Annotated in this window: 11 protein-coding genes; 1 reads left to right on the forward strand and 10 read right to left on the reverse strand. The window is 66.7% G+C overall.

The genetic code is table 11. From position 1 onward, the window contains the following. Positions 1–106: 106 nt before the first annotated feature. From NJH59_RS22630 to NJH59_RS22675, 10 genes are all read right to left on the reverse strand, one after another. On the reverse strand, positions 107–1627 hold the full coding sequence (locus NJH59_RS22630) for an aldehyde dehydrogenase family protein (RefSeq protein ID WP_043860112.1): 1521 nt from the start codon (positions 1625–1627) through the stop codon (positions 107–109). Positions 1628–1757: 130 nt separating this feature from the next. Beyond that, positions 1758–6335: a hypothetical protein gene (locus tag NJH59_RS22635; RefSeq protein ID WP_253087340.1), complete on the reverse strand. Its 4578-nt coding sequence runs from the start codon at positions 6333–6335 to the stop codon at positions 1758–1760. Between the two features lie 72 nt (positions 6336–6407). Next, positions 6408–7181, reverse strand: coding sequence for an enoyl-CoA hydratase (locus NJH59_RS22640; RefSeq protein WP_043860114.1), 774 nt, complete (start codon positions 7179–7181; stop codon positions 6408–6410). Positions 7182–7195: 14 nt separating this feature from the next. After that, the gene (locus NJH59_RS22645; RefSeq protein ID WP_043860115.1) at positions 7196–8323 is read right to left on the reverse strand and encodes an acyl-CoA dehydrogenase; all 1128 of its coding nucleotides are present in this window, start codon (positions 8321–8323) and stop codon (positions 7196–7198) included. 8 nt (positions 8324–8331) lie between these two features. Then, a complete protein-coding gene (locus NJH59_RS22650; protein WP_058541898.1) occupies positions 8332–9525 on the reverse strand; it encodes an acetyl-CoA C-acyltransferase in 1194 nt (397 codons plus the stop codon). Between the two features lie 14 nt (positions 9526–9539). Continuing rightward, on the reverse strand, positions 9540–10307 hold the full coding sequence (locus tag NJH59_RS22655) for an SDR family NAD(P)-dependent oxidoreductase (RefSeq protein ID WP_058541897.1): 768 nt from the start codon (positions 10305–10307) through the stop codon (positions 9540–9542). Positions 10308–10316: 9 nt separating this feature from the next. Continuing rightward, positions 10317–11969 carry an AMP-binding protein gene (locus NJH59_RS22660; protein WP_253087341.1) on the reverse strand — a complete coding sequence of 551 codons (1653 nt, stop codon included), beginning with the start codon at positions 11967–11969 and terminating at the stop codon, positions 10317–10319. A 136-nt stretch (positions 11970–12105) separates the two neighbouring features. Then, a complete protein-coding gene (locus NJH59_RS22665; protein WP_253087342.1) occupies positions 12106–16674 on the reverse strand; it encodes an NEL-type E3 ubiquitin ligase domain-containing protein in 4569 nt (1522 codons plus the stop codon). An 82-nt stretch (positions 16675–16756) separates the two neighbouring features. Further along, positions 16757–17770, reverse strand: a complete 1014-nt coding sequence (locus NJH59_RS22670) for an AraC family transcriptional regulator (protein WP_043859675.1) — start codon at positions 17768–17770, stop codon at positions 16757–16759. A 73-nt stretch (positions 17771–17843) separates the two neighbouring features. Next, positions 17844–18704 (reverse strand): LysR substrate-binding domain-containing protein, encoded by an 861-nt coding sequence (locus NJH59_RS22675; RefSeq protein ID WP_058541894.1) that lies wholly within the window; start codon positions 18702–18704, stop codon positions 17844–17846. A gap of 112 nt (positions 18705–18816) precedes the next feature. Here NJH59_RS22675 and NJH59_RS22680 point away from each other — a divergent pair, with 112 nt between their 5' ends. After that, positions 18817–19923, forward strand: coding sequence for a 2-aminoethylphosphonate--pyruvate transaminase (locus NJH59_RS22680; RefSeq protein ID WP_210014510.1), 1107 nt, complete (start codon positions 18817–18819; stop codon positions 19921–19923). The last annotated feature ends 31 nt before the right edge of the window (positions 19924–19954 follow it).

Raw genomic sequence — 19954 nt, forward strand, 5'->3', positions numbered from 1 at the left:
TCCATCCTCTTCTGGCACCACAGGATTGCGGTGCGTCTATTAATACACCGTTGCCGGCGCAGGTCGAATGCTACTTTGGAACAGATTTTCCCACAGCCATCGGGCGTCAGAAGAAGCCCAGCGGATTGATGTCGTAGCTCACCAGCAGGTTCTTGGTCTGCTGGTAGTGGTCGAGCATCATCTTGTGGGTTTCACGACCCACGCCGGACTTCTTGTACCCGCCGAACGCGGCGTGCGCCGGGTACAGGTGGTAGCAGTTGGTCCACACGCGCCCGGCCTTGATGCCACGGCCCATGCGGTAGGCACGGTTGATGTCGCGGGTCCACAGCCCGGCGCCCAGGCCGAACTCGGTGTCGTTGGCGATTGCCAGGGCCTCGGCCTCGTCCTTGAAGGTGGTCACGCCCACCACCGGGCCGAAGATCTCTTCCTGGAACACGCGCATCTTGTTGTGGCCCTTGAGCAGGGTCGGCTGGATGTAGTAGCCGGTCGACAGGTCGCCGGCCAGGCGCTCGCTGGCGCCACCGGTCAGTACCTGCGCGCCCTCTTCGCGGGCGATGTCCAGGTACGAGAGGATCTTGTCGTACTGCTGCTCGGACGCCTGGGCACCAACCATGGTTTCGGTGTCCAGCGGGTTGCCACGCTTGATCTGGGCGATCTTCTTCATCACCACGGCCATGAACGGCTCGTAGATCGATTCCTGTATCACCGCACGCGATGGGCAGGTGCACACTTCGCCCTGGTTGAAGAACGCCAGCACCAGACCTTCGGCGGCTTTCTCGATGAAACTCGGCTCGGCCTGCATGATGTCTTCGAAGAAGATGTTCGGCGACTTGCCGCCCAGTTCCACGGTGCTGGGGATGATGTTCTCGGCAGCGCACTTCATGATGTGCGAGCCCACCGGGGTGGAACCGGTGAAGGCGATCTTGGCGATGCGCTTGCTGGTGGCCAGCGCTTCACCGGCCTCGCGCCCGAAGCCCTGCACGATGTTGAGCACGCCCGGCGGCAGCAGGTCGCCCACCAGCTCGGCGAACACGGTGATCGACAGTGGGGTCTGTTCAGCCGGCTTGAGCACCACGCAGTTGCCGGCGGCCAGGGCCGGGGCGAGCTTCCAGGCGGCCATCAGCAGCGGGAAGTTCCATGGAATGATCTGCCCGACCACGCCCAGCGGTTCATGGAAGTGGTAGGCGGCGGTGTTTTCGTTGATCTCGGCGGCGCTGCCTTCCTGGGCACGGATGCAACCGGCGAAGTAACGGAAATGGTCGGCCGCCAGCGGCACGTCGGCATTCAGGGTTTCGCGAATGGCCTTGCCGTTGTCCCAGGTTTCGGCAATGGCCAGCACTTCGAGGTTCTGCTCGATACGGTCGGCAATCTTGAGCAGGATGCGCGAGCGGTCCTGCACGCTGGTACGGCCCCAGGCATCGGCAGCGGCGTGGGCGGCGTCCAGGGCGCGCTCGACGTCTTCGGCGCTGGAACGTGGAAATTCGGCGATGACCTGGGCGTTCACCGGCGAGCTATTGGTGAAGTACTGGCCGTTCAGCGGGGCAACGAACTCGCCGCCGATGTAGTTGCCGTAACGCGGTTTGAAGTTGACAAGGGCGCCTTCGGTGCCGGGAGCTGCATAGATCATGTTCGGGCCTCTGTTGATCCGGGCCTGTCATGACGACAGGCGGTGTACGGATCTTAGGCAGCCCGGGGCGGCTGACGAATCGCCCTTTGGCAGAGGACAACTCGTCATTTGGTAGTAGGTGCGGGCGCCGCTACAGGTCCAGGAACAGCGCCCGGGCCGAGCGGCTGTCGATCTGGCTGCGGTAGATCTGGATCACGCGCTCATTGTCGGCGTCTGCCGGCAACTGGTACTGCCCCCCCTCGAACCGCTGTGCGGCGGTTTTCAGATGCGCCGCGGTGTACAGCCCAGGCTCTGCGTCCAGGGTCGCGTAATGAAAGTGCGCCACCCACAGCAACTGCCCCGCCTTGTCGTGGATTTCGTACTCCTGAAGGAAATCCTGGGCATGACCCTTGCGTTTTCGCGTGGGCTTGCGCGGCTGGAGCCTGTGCAGGCTGACCTCGCCCTGGGCCTTGAGGTAGGCCACCCGACTGACCGTCGGCAACTGTGCCAGGGTCATCTGCACACGCAGACGCCGCCCTTCATCACGCAGGTGCTTGGCCTGCTCGAGCAGGGCCTTGGCTTGCAGCGCCGCATCCTGGCCGGCAGCAGACCGGTCGGTGTCGTTGCCGGCAGTCAATGCCTGTTCGATCTGCCGGGCCAGCTCGTCAAGCGGGCGCGCCTGGTGCGTCAGGATTTCTTCCATCTCCACCGGAAGCATGGCGGTCCTGACCTGGGCGACGGCGCGCCTGAGCTGCTGCGCCGAGTCGTTCAGCAACCGCGTGGAGCGCTCCAGCAAGCCCGGCAACTGTGCCTGGGTGGCGCGCGCAGGTGCTGGGCGGGGGCGCTCCACCGGCTGCCAGATACCGGCCTCGGCGGTTTCCTCGTAGCGGGCCAGCTCGCGCTGTTCCACCGGGTCGATCACCACCACCACGTCGCTGTCGGCCCCTGCCAGCCGACGCTGCTGGCCCACCACCACGCCGCGGTTGCGGGTGCGTATCAACGTGCGCGAGCGGCTGCCTGAGGCCGGTGGCGCCGAAGGTTGGCGTGGCAGGTCGCGAATCAGCCCGGCCAGTCGCTTCTGGGCAGCATCATGCAGGGCCAGCAGCACCTGCTGGTACTCTTCCACCTGTGCCGCCCCCTGCAAAACCGCGCTGGAGGCCTTGTACAGCTGGGTGCCCTGCAGTGCACTGGCATAGTGGCGCACACTGCTGTCGAGCATCTGCACCCGTTCCTGATCGGTGAACGCCCCGCCCATCTCGAGCTCCAGTTGCAAGCCCAATCGGGCAGACAACACCGTCTCGTAGATACCCTCGCCTCCGGCGTGCCCGCGGTCTGCCTGCAGCACCAACACCCCCAGCATGTTGATCTGGGACGAACGCCAGGCCTGGACTGACAGCTCTTCACCGCGCATCGCCTCGATCCTGCTTGCCTGGGCCGGGCCGCCGGGCAGGATCTGGCGCAGCTGCCCGGTCAGGCGATCGAGGGCCTGATAGCAGTCGATGATCTGCTCGGTCAGGGTCTTGGCCCCTTCGAGCAGCACCACCAGTTGCCGATAGGTGGGCGAAGTGCCTTCCAGCACCAGTTCGCGCAGACGGTCCTGACCCTGGCCGCCGCGAAGGTTGTTTATGCCGTCCTTGTTATGCATGAACAGGCTTCGCAAGGCGTACAGCAACTGCACGGTAATGCTGGACTCCTCGAACAGGTAGTTGCCCTGCTGGGCGCGAAAGTTTGCCAGGGTTTTAAGCTGGTTCAGTTGCGCATGGCTTTCCCGCGCCTTGGCCAGCCCCTGCCCGTGCCGTCGCAGATCATCCACATAGCGGCGCAATCGCTCGGCCGAGGGCTGCGGCTCCTGTTTCACCACCTCGTCCAGATCGCGCTTGAGCTGCAAGGCGCTGGCCTGGCGCACCGGCTGGTAGTCGTCCAGTTCCTTCTGCAGAACCTCCACGCGAGCCTGGTTGGCCAGGCGCAACTGCTGGATGCGCCGATTCAGCGGCATGCCGCCACGCAAGCGCAAGCCCAGGTCGAATTGCCAGCTGCCATCGGCGGCGTGCCGCAGCCAGGGCCCGGGAGGCTGTTGCGCGTCGCGGATTCGCAGGCCGGCATCCTCCTCCACCACGGGGTAGACCTGCCCGCTGACACCCACCCACAGACGGTCCTCATGCAGGTACAACCCCTGCCAGGGCCCGTGGCTGATCGGTGCCCCCAGCCCCTCGCGGCCCTGCACGCGCTGCAGGGGCACCAGCCGCGCGCGCTGTTCGCCGCTCAGTCGGTCCGCCGCCGCTGCCCAGCTGAAATCCAGGCTGTCCAACGCCTGGCCCGAGGGCGAAGCGAGGGCATGGCCGAACTCGGGCTCCAGCACCTGGGCCAGCGGCGACTCGCCCCTCTGCGCAGGGGTTGAGAGCTTGAGCCGGGTGGTGTCGGTCCTGCTCGCCAGCAACGTCAGCGCCAGGTTGAACAACCATCCCGCCAGCTGCCCGTCACCCTCGCTCTGGTGTTGCTGCAAGGTATCGCGCAGGCCCGCCGTCAGTTGCACCAGCCAGCCGGCCACCGCAACCGGGCCATTGCACAGTGGCAACAGCGTGTTGAACATCAGCCAGCCCAGTTCGGCATAGGCCGCCCAGCGCTGTTCGCTGGATGACTGCGAGCCGGCCCGGGCGCGGGCCACCAGTTCCTGGGCGCAGCTACGGTACAGATGCACCAGCGGGTCGCCGTCGATCAGCGCGTCGCTGAACGACGCCGGGGCCGGCACCTGAAGGGGAGCGAAGTCCGAGCCGGGCAGAAAGCGCACCGTATGCGGCTGCTCCAGCCCGCCACGCGCGTACACCGGCTGTGCCTTGGCAGGCAGCCGCGCCAGCAGATCGTCGTGCAGCGCGCCGGGCTCGCACAACCGCTCGAACAGGGCCTGGCGCGAGCTGAACTCCTGCAGCGGCTCGCGGTGCAGTGGGCGATACAGCAGGCACGGCCCCTGGCGCGGGTCGCGACCCTCGACCAGGTACGCATTGAGCGCGACATCGGGGTGTGCACCCGCCTCGCGCAACAGGCCCAACGGACGCAGCACCGCGTCGGTTTCCTCGCCACGGCACAGTGCCGTGACCCGCCGGGCACTCAGTGCACTGACCCCTTCGCGTTGACGCAGGCAATACTCCAGCACCAGCATCGGCAGTTGTTCGCGCAACTGATCGACGAACAGCTGCTGGCGACTGGCCGACTGCACAGGGTCATCCAGCAGGCTGTGCTGCAACAGGTCCGGGTAGGTCTGGCCCACGTCCAGGCGGGTGACCTGGGCCTTGATGAATGCAAGATCCAGCCATGTCGGCAGCACTGCGCCGCTGCGGCTGCGCAAGGTGACGCTGCCTGCCCTGAGCAGCCCCAGGTTGCCCACCGCCAGTTGGGCCAGGTTCAGCGTCACCTCGCGAATGCTGCCCGCCGGGGCAAAATCCCCCCCACTGCCGCCGGCGCCGGCAATCACCTGGCGGTTGACCAGCTCGACATCCTCCAGCTCGGCACGGGTGAAGCCCGGGTGCCCGGCACGCACCGCCGCCTGCCACTGGGCCCAGGCGTACTCCGGCATGCCGGGCAGGTCATGCAGGAACGACTGCCCGCCACTGCGCTGCTGCGCCCGCGCCAGGCGCACCAGCATCTCGGTGTACTGCAGGCGCGGCGCCTCGTCAGCGTCGCGCAACCACGTCGGCAACAGCCCGCGCAGGCTGGCCAGGGTCTGGCGCTCGCTCACATCGCATACCTGCACCAGCGAGGTGGCTTCGTCCAGGCGCGCGACCAGCGTCTGCACCGGGTCGACCTGCGAATCGAGAGGTGCTGCGGCGATGGCATCGATCAGGCGCAATTGCTGTTCGAACAACAACCGCGCCTGGGCCTGGAAAATCGACAGTTCGGTCTGGTACAGGTTGAGCTTGAAGGTGCCCGAAGCCTGCGCGCCCCAGCCCCTGGCCAATGCCTCCAGCAGTGCCTGGCGCGAATCGAAGCGATACAGCCCACCCGCCAGGGTGTAGAGCACCACGACAGTGCGCAACTGGCCGAGCACCTGGCGCTCGATCAGCACCGCGCTGGCCAGTTCAGGGTCCAGCCCGCCACCGGGTTCGGCATCCAGGCACAGCAGCGACACGCGTACATCCGCGCCGTTGCCGAACTGCGCGCGCTGCGTCGCCCGTGGATAGATGCCGACCATCGTCGCCGTGGCCAGCTCCAGCCCGTCCAGCACGCCAGCCCCTCGGGCCAGTTCGCAGGCGCTGGAAAAACGGCTTTTGAGGTAATCGGCCAGCCAGTCCCAGCGCGCGGTCTGGCCCGGCTCGGCCTGGCCCCAGTAACGGCTGAGCACACGCTTGTATTCATCGAGCAGCAACGGCCCGCATTCATTGAGCAGGGTTTCGACCGCGTGCAGGTCGACATCGGCGGCCTGCGGATACTCGGCGCCGCGCTGCAGGGTGAGGTAGTCCAGCCCGCTGGCCAGGTTGAGGCAGGTGCGTTCGCAATAGCGCCGTATCAGGGCATCGGCCAGCGAATCGAGCCGCGCGCCCTGCCCCGGCCGCCCCCTGACCAGGGTCAAGGCCGATGGCGCCGGGCCCTTGATCCCGCGCACCTGCCATTGCTGCGCGCACACCTGCGCAGCCACGGCGTGCAACGAGGGCCGGGTGACCATCTGGCGGCCGATGGGGCCGCACAGCGAAGCGTGTGTGGCCAACTGCCCGAAAAGCGTATCTGCTGCATCCATGATGCGACTTCCTTGTGAGTAAAGAAGCCGCAGTACAGCGTCACGCCCTGCCGGGCGGGTAGTAGATGTTGCTCAGCGGTCCTTGAACTGGGCCTCGCGCTTGGCGATGAACGCCGCCATGCCTTCCTTCTGGTCTTCGGTGGCAAACGCGGCATGGAACACCCGGCGCTCGAAGCGCACGCCTTCGGACAGGCTCACCTCGAAAGCACGGTTGATGCTCTCCTTGACCATCATCGCCACCGGCACCGACTTGCTGGCGATCTGTGCCGCCACCTTGAGGGCCTCCTCGAGCAGCTGCTCCTTGGGCACGATACGCGCCACCACGCCGGCACGCTCGGCCTCCTCGGCCCCCATCATGCGCCCGCTCAGGCACAGCTCCATGGCCTTGGCCTTGCCCACCGCGCGGGTCAGGCGCTGGGTGCCGCCCATGCCCGGCAATACGCCCAGGTTGATTTCAGGCTGGCCGAACTTGGCATTGTCGGCGGCCAGGATGAAGTCGCACATCAGTGCCAGCTCGCAGCCACCGCCCAGGGCGAAGCCGGACACCGCGGCGATGATCGGCTTGCGGCGGTTGGCGATGCGGTCGCTGTCGCTGAACAGGTCGTCGATGTAGATCTGCGGGTAGCTCAGCTCGGCCATTTCCTTGATATCGGCACCGGCGGCGAAGGCTTTCTCCGAACCGGTCAGCACCACGCAGCCGATGTTCGGGTCGGCTTCGAGCTGGTCCAGCGCCTGGTTCAGCTCGCGCACGATCTGCGCGTTGAGGGCGTTGAGCGCCTGGGGGCGGTTGAGGGTGATCAGGCCGACCTTGCCACGGATGTCCAACAGAATGGTTTCGAAACTCATGCAAGCTGCTCCCTTCAAAGATTGCGCGCAATGACCATGCGCTGAATGTCGCTGGTGCCTTCGTAGATCTGGCAAACCCGCACGTCACGGTAGATCCGCTCCAGCGGGAAGTCGCTCAGATAGCCATAACCGCCCAGGGTCTGCAAGGCATCGGAACAGACCTTTTCGGCCATTTCCGAAGCAAACAGCTTGGCCATCGAGGCCTCCACCAGCGCCGGGCGCCCGGCATCACGCAAGGCGGCGGCATGATGCACCATCTGCCGGGCCACGGCGATGCGCGTGGCCATGTCGGCCAGGCGAAACGCCACCGCCTGGTGTTCGATCAGGGGCTTGCCGAAGCTCTCGCGTTCGCGCGCATAGTCACGTGCCACCTCGAACGCGGCCCGCGCCATGCCCACCGATTGCGCGGCAATACCGATGCGCCCGCCTTCCAGGTTGGCCAGGGCGATCCGGTACCCCTCGCCCTCCTCGCCCAGGCGATTGGCCAGCGGCACACGCACGTTCTCGAAGACGATCTGGCAGGTATCGGAGGCATGCTGGCCGAGCTTGTCCTCCACCCGCGCCACCTGGTAGCCAGGCGAGTCGGTGGGCACGATAAAGGCACTGATGCCGCGCTTGCCGGCTGCCGGGTCAGTCACCGCGAACACGATCACCACGCCGGCATTCTGCCCCGAGGTGATGAACTGCTTGCAGCCGTTGAGCACATAGTGATCGCCCTCGAGGCGCGCACGGGTTTTCAGGCTGCTGGCATCGGAGCCCGCCTGGGGCTCGGTCAGGGCAAAGGCACCGAGCATCGCGCCCGTGGCCAGCGGCGTCAGAAACTGCTGCTTCTGCTGCTCGCTGCCGAACTTGAGGATCGGCACGCAGCCCACCGAGTTGTGCACGCTCATGATGGTCGAGCAGGCACCATCGCCGGCGGCGATTTCCTCCAGGGCCATGGCGTAGGCGACATAGCCGGTGTCGCTGCCGCCCCACTGCTCCGGCACCAGCATGCCGAACAGGCCCAGCTCGGCCATCTGCTCGATAGCCTCCCGTGGGAAACGGTGCTCGCGGTCCCACTGCTCGGCAAACGGCCGCAGGCGCTCCTGGGCAAACTGGCGAACGGCGTCGCTGATCTGCTGTTGTTCATCGTTGACTAGCATGGCGCACCTCAGTCCAGACACTCGACAGCCATGGCCGTGGCTTCGCCACCGCCGATGCAGATGGCCGCGATGCCGCGGCGCAGGCCCTTCTGGCGCAGCGCGGCAAGCAGGGTCACCAGAATACGTGCGCCCGATGCACCGATGGGGTGGCCCAGGGCGCAGGCGCCGCCGTGGATGTTGACCTTGTCGTGAGGCAGGTCCAGCTGCTTCATCGCCGCCAGGGTGACCACCGCGAACGCCTCGTTGATTTCGAACAGGTCGACCTCGGCCAGGCTCCAGCCGGTGCGCTTGAGCAGCGCATCGATGGCGCCGATCGGCGCGGTGGGGAACAGTGCAGGCTCGTCGGCGAACGCCGCATGCCCGTGGATCACCGCCAGTGGCTTGAGGCCGCGCTGCTCGGCCTGGGACCTGCGCATCAGCACCAGCGCCGCCGCACCGTCGGAAATCGAGCTGGAGTTGGCTGCCGTGACCGTACCGCCTTCGCGAAACGCCGGCCTGAGCTGCGCGATCTTGTCCAGGCGGGCCTTGGGCGGCTGTTCGTCGTGGCTGACCAGGCGGGTCTGCCTGCCCTCGGTCACCTCCACCGGCACGATCTCGGCGGCAAAGCTGCCGTTCTCGATCGCCTGTTGCGCACGGGTCAGCGAGGCAATCGCAAAGTCGTCCTGAGCCTGGCGGCTGAAGCCCTGGGCCTGGGCGCAGTCCTCGGCAAAGGTGCCCATCAGGCGACCCTTGTCGTAGGCATCTTCCAGACCGTCGAAAAACATGTGGTCGATGACCTTGCCGTGGCCCATGCGGTAGCCGCTGCGCGCCTTGTCCAGCAGGTACGGGGCGTTGGACATGCTCTCCATGCCGCCGGCCACCACCACCTCGGCGGTACCGGCCAGCAGCAGGTCATGGGCCATGATCGCGGCTTGCATGCCCGAGCCGCACATCTTGTTCAGGGTGGTGCAGGTGGTGCCCTTGTCCAGGCCGGCCCCCAGGGCCGCCTGGCGTGCCGGGGCCTGGCCGAGACCGGCCGGCAGCACGCAGCCGAACAGCACCTGGTCGACGCTGTCGGCAGCCACGCCCGCACGCTCGACGGCTGCGCGAATGGCGGCAGCGCCCAGTTGCGGTGCAGTCAGGCTTTTGAGATCGCCCTGCAGGCCGCCCATGGGCGTGCGCACGGCGCTGACGATTACGATGGGATCATGGGACATGCTCATGCGGTTCTCCTGAATTACTTGGCAGCCATGCGCAAGGCACCGTCGAGGCGGATCACCTCGCCGTTGAGCATGCTGTTTTCAATGATGTGACGCGCCAGCGCCGCGTACTCCTGCGGGCGGCCCAGACGCGGCGGGAACGGCACGCCGGCCGCCAGCGAGTCGCGTACTTCCTGGGTCATGCCGGCCATCATCGGGGTTTCGAAGATGCCCGGCGCGATGGTCATCACGCGGATACCGAAGCGCGCCAGTTCGCGGGCGGCCGGCAGGGTCAGGCTGGCAATCGCGCCCTTGGAGGCAGCGTAGGCCGCCTGGCCGATCTGCCCGTCATAGGCGGCGATGGAGGCGGTATTGATGATCACCCCGCGCTCGCCGTCGGCGTCGGCACCGCCTTCGGCCATGGCCGCTGCCACCAGGCGCAGCAGGTTGAAGCTGCCGATCAGGTTGACGTTGATCACCCGGCTGAAGCTGTCCAGGCCGTGCGGCCCCTGCCTGCCCAGGACCTTCTCGGCGCCGACGATGCCGGCACAGTTGACCAGCCCGTGGAGGCTGCCAAAGGCGCTGACGGCCGCGTCCACGGCGGCCTTGGCCGGGGCCTCCTGACTGATGTCGGCCACGGCGAAACGGGCCTTGTCACCCAGGGCTTGCGCCTTGGCTGCAACGGCCTCGGCGTTAAGGTCCACCAGCATCACCTGGGCACCGGCGCCGATCAGCATCTCGGCGGTGGCGGCGCCCAGCCCGGAGGCGGCGCCGCTGACGATGAAGTTCTTGTTGGCAATTTGCATAAGGGGTCCTCAGGCGCTGGCGACGGGCGCCGGCGCGGTGTGTTGTTTGGCTATTTCCTGATTGCGCAGGATGAAACGCTGCAGCTTGCCGCTCGGGGTCTTGGGCAGCTCGCCGACAAATTCGATTTCGCGCGGGTAGGCATGTGCATAAAGGCGCTGGCGCACATGCTGGCGCAGGTTTTCGGCCAGCTCCGGCGTGCCCTCCACGCCGCTGGCCAGCACCACGAACGCCTTGATCAGTTCGGTGCGCTCCGGGTCCGGCTTGCCGACCACGGCGGCCTCGATCACCGCCGGGTGCTCGATCAGCGCGCTTTCCACATCGAACGGCCCGACCCGATACCCGGAGGTGGTGATCACGTCGTCGCTGCGCCCGACAAAGCTGATGCTGCCGTCTTGGTTCAGCTCCACCGTGTCGCCGCTGAGGTAGTACTTGCCGACGAAGGCCTTGGTCTGGACCCCGTGGTAGCCACCGAACCAGCACAGCGGTGACTGCTCGCGGTCCACCGCGAGGATGCCGGGCTGGCCGGGCGGCAGTTCGTGCTGCTGTTCATCAAGCACAACGATGCGATGACCCGGGATGGCAAAGCCGGCCGAGCCCAGGTGCACCGGGTGACGCAGGCCGTGGTGGTTGCACAGCACCATGCCCAGTTCGGTCTGGCCATAGTGATCGTGGATGAGCACCTGCAGGTGTTCGGCGAACCAGCGGATCACCTCCGGGTTGAGCGGTTCGCCGGCGCTGCTGACCACCCGCAGGCGGCCCTTGATCGGCTCGGCGAAGGCCTGGCCGGCAGCGATCAGCATGCGATAGGCCGTGGGCGACCCGGCCAGGTTGGTGATGGCGTACTTGTCGATCACCCGGCAGGTACTTTCGACACTGAACGGGCCGTCGAAGAAGGTGGTGGCCTGGCCCAGCGCCAGCGGCCCGGTGACGGCGTAGTACAGGCCGTAGGCCCAGCCGGGGTCGGCCAGGTTCCAGAAGTTGTCTTCGGGGCGCAGGTCGATGGCGTCGCGCATGTAGCCCTGAAACGCCACGATGGCCCGCAACGGCACCTCCAGCGGCTTGGCCGGGCCGGTGGTGCCGGAGGTGAACATCAGCAGGAAGGGGGCCTCCCCGGACAACAGCACAGGCGCGCAGTCGGCGCTGGCAGCGTCGAGGGCAGTGTGAAAATCCAGGTCGCCGCTGCCGGCCTGGGCATCGACGGTAATGATCCGCGCACAGCCCTCGACCTCGTCGAGCTTCGGGCGGTTGGTGCGGTCGGTGACCACCACGCGGGCGCCGGAACTGTGCAGGCGGTGCTCGATGGCCTTGGGCCCGAAGGCAGTGAACAGGGGCTGGTAGACCGCCCCCAGTCGCCAGGTGGCGAGCACCGTGACCAGCAGCTCGACGGTGCGCGGCAGCAGCCCCGCCACCCGGTCGCCCGGCCCCACGCCTTGCGCCTTGAGCACATTGGCCAGGCGTGCGGCGCGCTGCTGCAGGTCGGCAAAGGTGTACTGCGCGCAGGCCCCGTCGTGGCGCTCCCAGTACAAGGCCACGCCGCCCTCGGCGGCGTGCCGGTCGCAACACTCGACGCAGGCGTTGAGCGCACCCAGGTTGCCCGCCAGCACGGCATCGGCAGTGTGCAGGTAATCGAAAGCACGCTGCGCGTCGTGGTAATCACGCATTGCCAGACTCCTCGTTTCTTATTGTTGGAATAGAACGAATGATCTGACGATAGTCGCGCCACCAGCGCGCAGCGACAATGGCCAAAGCTGTCAATCTGGATGACTGGTTTGGCCACTGCCTGCACAGCCCCCAGCGCTAGCCCGCAGGCGGCGCGGCAGCCTCCAGCGCCGCCTGGGTCAGGCGCAATGCCAGCGCCTGCACTGCCGCCTCGCGTTCGCTGCGCAATGCGTTCATTCGCGTCAGGTACACCCCTTCCTGCAGCGTGCCCTGTTGCGCGGCCAGCACCTCGAGTCGATCCCAGAACGGTTGTTCGACCTGCTCGAACTCGCCTTCGTGAGCCTGGCGCAGGTAGGCCAGCCAGAAATCCCGGCCGCTGATGAACGTTGCCAGCTGGTCGGTCTGCTCGGCAGCCAGCACGACCCGCTGGGCCTCGTGTATCTGTGCCGGTGCCACGGCGGCCACTTCGGCGAACTGCATGTTGCGCGGTTGCCCGGGCAGGTCCAGTGCAGCGGCCAGACGGGTGCGATAGGCCAGGCTCACCTCGACCTCGTCCACCCCACGCGCCTCCTGCGTCCTGGCCTGGATGTCGGCACGCGCGAACTGTTCGACCTGTTCAAGACGAAACAGACGCCGCGCAAAGGCGAGCAACGCTTCGCCCTGCTGCTCGTTCGGGCTGTCCGCGCGCACGGTCTGAAACAGCAAATACCGCACTTCGAGCGCACTGTAGGTGGACGACACGCTGTCCACGCACGTGGTCGGGCTGGCCGCCAGCTCGAACAGTTCCTCGCGCAGCGCCGTGTGCTGCGCCATCGCCTCGAGCATGCGCCACACGCGCTGGTCCAGTTCGGCCCGGGTATGCTGGAAATCCGCCGACCCGGTCAGTTCGGTCAGCAACTGGAAGAAGTCTGCGGCGCCAGGCTCTGCAATCAGGCTGTCCCAGTAACGGCTGCGCACATCCAGCTGCGCCTCGTTCGCCAGCTCCAGCCATAGTGCGCGGGCTTGCGCAGTCGTTTCAGCACGTACCATGACACCGGCCGCAGCCTCCACCACGGGCAGCAACTGCTGCAGATCGTTGATGCGGTCCCAGGTGGCTTGCGGCAGGGGGTTACGCTGGAGCAGGTAGATGTTCAGCGACTCGGGCACGAAGAACGTCTCCGGCAACTGGGTGATGAGGTTGTCGCGCAAGTCGACCACATCCAGAAACGGGCATTCGAGCAACCCGGTCGGGAACAGCTGCAGGCGCGTACTGCGCAACCACACGTGGCGCAAGTTGTACATGCCGGCCATGTTCGGCAGGATCTCGATGGGATTGTTGTCCAGGTTCAGCACTTCAAGCCGATGCAGGGACGCAAGGGTATTGACCCCGGTGTTGCGCAGGTTGATCTGGTTGAGGTTCAGGTTCACCTCACGCAACCAGTTCATGCCGTTCAAGGCAGGCGGTATGCGCCCGAAGCGGTTGTTGGCCAGGTTGAGCCAGCGCACGCCGACAAAGCGTTGCAGGAAGCTGTTCGACAGCTCGGTCAGGCCCATGCCCACCAGGCTCAGGTCTATCACGTGGGAAAAATCGATACCGGCCCCCAGCGGCGGCAGATGCCCCACCGGCATCGCCACCAGGTTCAGGCGATAGCCGATCAGCGTGCCACCCCCATTGGTCACGCGATCGGTCTGTCGTCGCCAGCACCGGCGCAGCTCATCGGCCACCAGGCGTCGCCACTCGCGGGACTGGCCAAAGACCTCCCGACACCACAGCTGTAGGCTCGCATCGAGGCGCTGGTACTGGTCCAGCAGGCGCATCAGTGCCGTCATCGGTTCAACCGAGCCCCCCTGCAGTTCGGTCAGAAGCACATCGATCTGGAGTTGGTCATAGCCCGGGAACAGCACACGCACCACACTGACCAGGGACCGTTGTGTCGCACTGCCCCGGCCACTGAGCGGATACCCGATGCGACCGTCGGGCAAGCGTTGGGGCGGGCTGAAGCGCCCGGCCGAGCGCGCCTGCCCGATCAGTTGCGCGGCCTCGGAGGGATTGGCCAGGGCCCGCGCAGCCAGGGCCTCGCGCATTTGTGCCGCGCTGTCATGACGCGTCCAGCCCAGGGCGCGACGCTGCTCGCGCGTCAGGCAGCAGGCAATCGCCTCGAACATCCCCTGGGGCGCCGGGATCTCGTCGTCGAGCTCGTAGCCTTCAGTGTCGTACACCGAAAACTGCCCGTCGCGACGCACCAGCACGCGGGTCTGGCGGGTATCGCTGAGTGACAACTGGCGCTCGATCACCCGCCCGCTGGACGAACCTTCGCGCAGCTCCAGGTTCAGCCCGTCGGGCCAGGCCGGCATGCGTCGCAGCAAGCCGAAGGCCAGGCCCACGCTGTCGTCACTGTGCACGTTCTGCAGGCACAACCCCTCCAGCGCCCTGCTCAATCGCGCCTCACGCAAGGTGTGGCGTGCCTGCTCGGCGACCGCCAGGGGAATGCGGCGAGTCTGATCCATCATCTGGCGCTGCGTGGCATCGGCCTGCTCTGCCAGCGCTTGGGCATAGCGTCGCGCCAGCCCGGGGAAGTCACGTTGCAACAGGCTCACACGGCTATCGGCAGCGGTCAGCGTGGCCGCCTCAAGGTGCTCGAACAGTTCGAAGCGCAAGCGCGGCATCTGCTCCCAGATGTGATCGAGCTCCGAGTCCTGCCCCGCGTCTTCGACACCCTGCAGATGCTCCCTGCAGAAGGCATGGAGCACAGGGTCCAGGCCCTGGGCATCGGTTTGCCGGTGCAGACGCTCGAAGAATGTCGAGATGCGCGTATCGATACCGAAGCGGACCAGGGTATCGCGCAGGCGAACCGGCATGCCCCGGTTCTCCACGTGCAGGCCGCGCAGGCGCGCCTCGTCCATACCGGCAATGACCATGACCTGGTCGATCTGCGCATCGCTCAGCCCTTCGGCCAGCGGGCCCAGGCGCCGCATCAGCAGGGCATTGCCCGCCCACTGCAGCGCATGCTCGCCAGGCAGGCGCCAGGCGCCTTCGCCATTGGTTTCCAGGCCGGGCGAGTAGGCTTCGGCACGCTGCGGGTGCACCATAACCCAGCGCCCATTGCGCTGCTGAACCTGATAGGTCTGCCCTTCATGCCTGAGCCACAGCGCGCCTGCATCCTCATACAAGCCATCGCTGCGCGGCACCAGGGTTTCAGGCAAAGGGTGGGCATGACGGTAGCTTGCCAGGTCTTCGTTCCACAGCCTGTATTGGTCCGTGCTGCGCACTATCGGCATGAGGCCGTCGACGAAGGCCGACCGTTTGGCCACCGCCACCAGGCCCGCCACACCCGCCCCTGTTGCAACGCTGGCCAGCACGTTTTCGGCCACGCCGGTCAGATGCGCCAGGGCCTCCTTGCGCTGGCCCTTGCTCCAGTCGACGGCGCCCTCATAGACCTCGCCCAGCAACTGCCCGACGCTACTGAGCAGCATGATCTGGCCAACCCCGGGGACGAACGAGGCCGCTATGCCGAGCAGGGTTTCACCTGCGGCCAGGTAGGCCTCGCGACGTGCTTCGGCCAGCGCATCGTCGACCCTGGCCGTAGGCACGGCAAGCACCGCTGCGTCGGCCTTGAGCCGGGCGATACGCCATTGCGCAAGGCTGGCGAACAACTCTCCGGCCAGTGGGTAATCGAGCAGTTCCAGGTCCGGGCGCGCCGCGTCTCGCTGCGCCTGCCACGCCGCGCCGAAAGCTGCACGCTCCTGCAGGCTGATCAGGCTCTGGAAGTAGCTCAGGTAATCAGCCGATTTCAAGGCCAGGCCCAGATCGGTTGCACAGGCATACCAGGTCGGATACTGACGCAGCGGGCGCTGCGGATCGCCAGGCAGAAACACCACCACCTGGCGCACCAGGCCGGCCTCGGTCCAGCGTATCGCCCCCTCCAGGGGTTCGCCACGGGCCAGAAAGGCGACCGCGCCCTGTACCTGCTGCCCCAGCACCTCGATGCTGCGCACCCTTACCGGGTGCTCGGCGTAAGTCACCTGGCTCGCCCCGTCGACCACCTGGCGCAGCATGCGGTAGGCCACCTCGTCGATGTCCTTTTTCAGGTAGCCGACCTGGGCGGCCACATCCAGCTGATCGCGCTGTTCGCGGGCCAGCAGCGCATGGCGCTGGCGCTTGAGTGCGTCATCCGGCGGGTCGAGCACACTGTCCAGATGAGCCTGATACTTCTGGCCCAGGTCCAGCGTGCGGCACAGGCCGGCAAACCGCTCGGGCGCGACGCCCAGTGCCTGACCCGCAGACACGATCGCCGTGCCGCGAAAGAATCCCCAGTAGCCGCCGGCAGTCTCGCTGAAGTTCTGCAGGGCACGCTGCAACAGCGGGCTCTGGATCTCGATCGCCTCCAGATAAGGCATGGGCGTGACCGAAAGCCCCGGGCGGTACTGACGCAGGCGCACTTCCTTCCAGTGCGCCGCACGCGTGTCCAGTTGCAGCCCCAGGGTGTCGCGCAAGGCCTTGTCCAGCAGGGGCGCAGCGAACACGTCGGGCGACTGCAGGAGCTGGAACAACTCGGTCAACGCTTCAAGCGACGCCTGATGCCGGATCAATGCAGCGCTCACTGCGCGCGCCTGTTCCCTGGATGCCGTGCGCAGCCAACCCGGCAGGCGTTCGGCGATGAATTGATCGAGAATGGTGGGATCGTCTGTGGTGCCGGTGGTTTTGCGGGTGCTCGAGGTCGGGCTCATGGCGCCTGCTCCATCAAGGGGTGGGCACCCAGACTAGGAACAGCCCCGCCGGCAAGGGAGCGGGAAGGCTTGCCTCGCGGCCTCAGCCCGAACCCAGCACGAGGCTGCGGTAATGCCCGGGGTTGCACCCCGACCACTTGCGAAAGGCCTTGTAGAACGAACTGGTGTCGGCAAACCCCAGGCGTTCGGCGATCTCCACGTAGCTGACCTGCGCATCGGCCAGCCAGCCGATGGCCAGCTCGCGGCGCACGCTGTCCTTGAGGGCCTGGTAGGTCTGGCCCTGCTCGGCCAGGCGTCGACGCAGGGTGGAGGCCGACAGGCACAGCTGCTGGGCCAGTGCCTCGGCATCCGGCCACTGGCTGGCGGGCAACTGGCGCAGGTCGTCGCGGATCCGCCGCGCCAGGCTGGTGGGGTCGCGGTACTTCACCAGAATGTTGGCCGGCGCCTCGGCCAGAAAACGCTGCAGCTCTTCGGGTGTGCGCCTGAGCGGCAGGTCCAGGCAATCGGCAGCGAAAATCAGCCGCGTGCGTGGGCGCTCGAACTGCAGGTTCTGTGAAAACATCACGCGGTAGTCATCGCAGTAGTCCGGCTCGGCGCAGCGCAATTCGATGGCCAGAATCGGAATGCGCCGACCCGCCAGCCAGCAGGCCACACCATGCACGATCATCCAGAAGGTGAAATAGGTGAAGGGTCGGCGCGGCGCCTCGGCGGGTTCGCCGATCACGATTTCAGCCAGGCTCTGCTGGCGCACCAGCACCGGGTGCAGGTGCTCGAGCATCAGCGACAGAAACCCCAGCGCGCACTCCAGGCCCGCGCCCAGGGTCGGCTGGGCCATGGACGAGCGGCAGATGAACGCCAGGCTGCCGCTGCGCAGCCCACGCGGGTCCATGCAGAAGAACTCGTCGTTGCAGCGCCGCGCCAGCAGCCGCCACAGCCGGGCATAGGCACTGGCCGGCACGCGGGCCTGGGGCTGCTCCAGTTGCTGCGGGTCGATCCCCACCCGCTGCAGCAACGCCGCAGCCGCCGCGCCGGGTGCGCTGCTTTGCAACAGGGCCTCGCGCACCAGTTGCATGGAGATGGTGTCTTTCTCCTTCATCGACCCTCACTCGTGTTGCAGGTGGTGTGTGCCGGCCATCTTAGGGGGCCGACGGCAAAACGCCAACGCCGTGTCATGCCGGTGACGCCAGGCCGAGAAAGGCCTGGATCAGGCGCAACTCGCGGCGCCGCTCCAGGCAACCGAGCATGTGCTGGTTGACCAGCCCTGGCCCCTCTATGGGCCGGGCCACCACCCGCGGATCGTGGCTGGTCTCCATCGACGAGACGATACCCAGCCCCAGCTGCGCGGCCACCGCCTCGGTCACCGCTTCGCGGCTGTCGAGCTCCAGCAGCACCCGTGGCTGCACCCCGGCCCGGGCACAGGCCTGGTCGAAGGTGCGCCGGGTGATCGAGCCGGGTTCGCGCAGCACCATGATCTGCTGGTCCAGTTCGGCAAGGGGCAACTCGGGGCGGCTGGCCCAGCGATGGCCGGCCGGCAGCAAGGCACAGATACGCGACGACCCCAGGGCCTGCAGGTGCAGGCCCTTGCGCGGTTCGACCTCGGTCAGCACGGCCACGTCGGCATGCTCGGACAGCAGCGCCGCCAGGGTTTCCTGGGCATTGCCCAGGCGCAGGTTGACCGTGATGCCGGGGTAGCGCACGCGCAGTTGGGCCAGCATCGGCATGACCTGGTGTGGCCCGTCGGCGGCAACTTCCAGGCGCCCGGTAAGCAACTGGCGGTTGGCTTCGAGCATCACCTGCGCCTCCTCGGCCAGGCCGAACATCGCGCGGGTGATGGCGGCCAGGCGGGTGCCCTCCTCGGTCAGCTCCACACGCCGCGCAGTGCGCCGCAGCAGGGTGATCTGGTAATGCTCCTCGAGTGCCTTGATGTGCCCGGTGACCGCTGGCTGGCTGATGAACAGGCGCGCGGCAGCGCGAGTAAAGCTGCCCTCGCGGGCCACCGCATCGAAAGCGCGAAGCTGGAACAGGTTCATATCTATCGGCCTGACTTATGGTTGGCATAACAACAAACAATTTGATTGATGAAGCGCGCAATTGCAACGTAGGCACCGTAGTTTCAGCCCACCGCTTGCGAGGAGCATCGCCATGACCCACACCCCCGTCCTGCTGACGCCGGGCCCCCTGACCACCTCGGCACGCACGCGGCAGGCGATGATGCTCGACTGGGGCTCATGGGACCGCGAATTCAACACCTTGACCGCCAACCTGTGCCAGCAGTTGCTGAGCATCGTCAATGGCCACGCCAGCCACCACTGCGTGCCCCTGCAAGGCAGCGGCACCTTCGCCGTGGAGGCGGCCATCGGCACGCTGGTGCCCCGTGACGGCAAGGTGCTGGTACTGGTCAACGGCGCCTATGGCCAACGCCTGGCCAGGATCTGCCAGGTGCTGGGCCGCGCATTCACCACCTTCGAGACCGCCGAAGACCAGCCCACCACCGCCGCCGATGTCCAACGCCTGATCCGCGCCGATGCCAGCATTACCCACGTGGCGCTGATTCACTGCGAAACCAGTACCGGCATCCTCAACCCGCTGGCGCAGATCGCCCAGGTCGTCGCCGATCACGGCAAGCGCCTGATCATCGACGCCATGAGCTCGTTCGGCGCCCTGCCGATCGACGCGGCCCAGGTGCCTTTCGATGCCCTGATCGCGGCGTCCGGCAAGTGCCTCGAAGGCGTACCGGGCATGGGCTTCGTGTTCACCGACAAGACCGCACTGGCTGGCGCCGAGGGCAACTCGCCGTCGCTGGCCTTGGACCTGCATGACCAGCATGCCTACATGGCCCGCACCGGCCAGTGGCGCTTCACCCCGCCCACCCACGTGGTGGCGGCGCTGCACGAGGCGCTGCTGCAGTACCACGAGCAAGGCGGCCTGGCGGCGCGCCACCAGCGCTATGCAAGCAACTGCAAGACCCTGCTCGACGGCATGGCGGCCATCGGCTTGCGCAGCTTTCTGCCCGCCGCCATCCAGGCCCCGATCATCGTCACCTTCCACGCCCCGCGTGACCCGCGCTACCAGTTCGCGGACTTCTACGAACGGGTCAAGGCCAAGGGGTTCATCCTCTATCCCGGCAAGCTGACCCAGGTCGAGACATTCCGCGTGGGCTGCATCGGCTGCGTCGGCCCCCACGAGATGCGCGCCGCGGTCCGGGCCGTGGCCGATGCGCTGCGGGAAATGGAAGTGCTGCACATCTGATTCCGTTTTATCCCCATTTTCTGCGGTATAC

The sequence above is a fragment of the Pseudomonas sp. VE 267-6A genome, from assembly GCF_024126555.1.
GTDB classification, from domain to species: Bacteria; Pseudomonadota; Gammaproteobacteria; order Pseudomonadales; family Pseudomonadaceae; genus Aquipseudomonas; species Aquipseudomonas palmensis.

Excerpts from the sequence above, each read along its gene's own strand:
- NJH59_RS22630 (WP_043860112.1), bottom strand. The coding sequence starts at position 1,627 with ATGATCTATGCAGCTCCCGGCACCGAAGGCGCCCTTGTCAACTTCAAA.
- NJH59_RS22635 (WP_253087340.1), bottom strand. The coding sequence starts at position 6,335 with ATGGATGCAGCAGATACGCTTTTCGGGCAGTTGGCCACACACGCTTCG.
- NJH59_RS22640 (WP_043860114.1), bottom strand. The coding sequence starts at position 7,181 with ATGAGTTTCGAAACCATTCTGTTGGACATCCGTGGCAAGGTCGGCCTG.
- NJH59_RS22645 (WP_043860115.1), bottom strand. The coding sequence starts at position 8,323 with ATGCTAGTCAACGATGAACAACAGCAGATCAGCGACGCCGTTCGCCAG.
- NJH59_RS22650 (WP_058541898.1), bottom strand. The coding sequence starts at position 9,525 with ATGAGCATGTCCCATGATCCCATCGTAATCGTCAGCGCCGTGCGCACG.
- NJH59_RS22655 (WP_058541897.1), bottom strand. The coding sequence starts at position 10,307 with ATGCAAATTGCCAACAAGAACTTCATCGTCAGCGGCGCCGCCTCCGGG.
- NJH59_RS22660 (WP_253087341.1), bottom strand. The coding sequence starts at position 11,969 with ATGCGTGATTACCACGACGCGCAGCGTGCTTTCGATTACCTGCACACT.
- NJH59_RS22665 (WP_253087342.1), bottom strand. The coding sequence starts at position 16,674 with ATGAGCCCGACCTCGAGCACCCGCAAAACCACCGGCACCACAGACGAT.
- NJH59_RS22670 (WP_043859675.1), bottom strand. The coding sequence starts at position 17,770 with ATGAAGGAGAAAGACACCATCTCCATGCAACTGGTGCGCGAGGCCCTG.
- NJH59_RS22675 (WP_058541894.1), bottom strand. The coding sequence starts at position 18,704 with ATGAACCTGTTCCAGCTTCGCGCTTTCGATGCGGTGGCCCGCGAGGGC.
- NJH59_RS22680 (WP_210014510.1), top strand. The coding sequence starts at position 18,817 with ATGACCCACACCCCCGTCCTGCTGACGCCGGGCCCCCTGACCACCTCG.